Consider the following 423-nt stretch of genomic DNA (forward strand, 5'->3'; position numbering starts at 1 on the left):
TCCCGAGGATCGGTTCCTTTGGCATGAAATCGCCGGCTATGCTTCAGGAATCCTGTTCTACCTCCGAACCAAGCGCGGGTAGGGAGAAGTGGCGGACAATCCCTTGGTTTCAATCGTGGTGCCCGCGCGCAACGCGCAACTGACGCTCGCACGAGCACTCGACTGTCTCCTCGGTCAGGACATTGCCGATTGGGAGGCGATTGTCGTCAATGACGGCTCGAGTGATGGCACCGCCGAAATTATCCGATATAGCCGGGCCCCGCCGGTGACCAGGACGGTCTTCATTCGGCAGCGGCGGGGCGTAGATACCCCGACGAAACCAAGCCTTCGAAATAGGCAATGGTCTTGACGAGGCCGTCTCGCAACGGGGTTCTTGGCTCCCAATTGAGCTCACGCAAGGCAGTTCCGATATCGGGCTGTCGC

General features: G+C 59.6%; 1 protein-coding gene. It reads left to right on the forward strand.

Going from position 1 to position 423, the window contains the following annotated elements:
- The first annotated feature begins 118 nt into the window (after positions 1 to 118).
- Positions 119 to 349 carry a glycosyltransferase family A protein gene (locus X743_RS1000000171820; RefSeq protein WP_245264363.1) on the forward strand — a complete coding sequence of 77 codons (231 nt, stop codon included), beginning with the start codon at positions 119 to 121 and terminating at the stop codon, positions 347 to 349.
- The last annotated feature ends 74 nt before the right edge of the window (positions 350 to 423 follow it).

Origin of the sequence: Mesorhizobium sp. LNHC232B00, assembly GCF_000502435.1 — a bacterium.
Taxonomy (GTDB): Bacteria; Pseudomonadota; Alphaproteobacteria; order Rhizobiales; family Rhizobiaceae; genus Mesorhizobium; species Mesorhizobium opportunistum.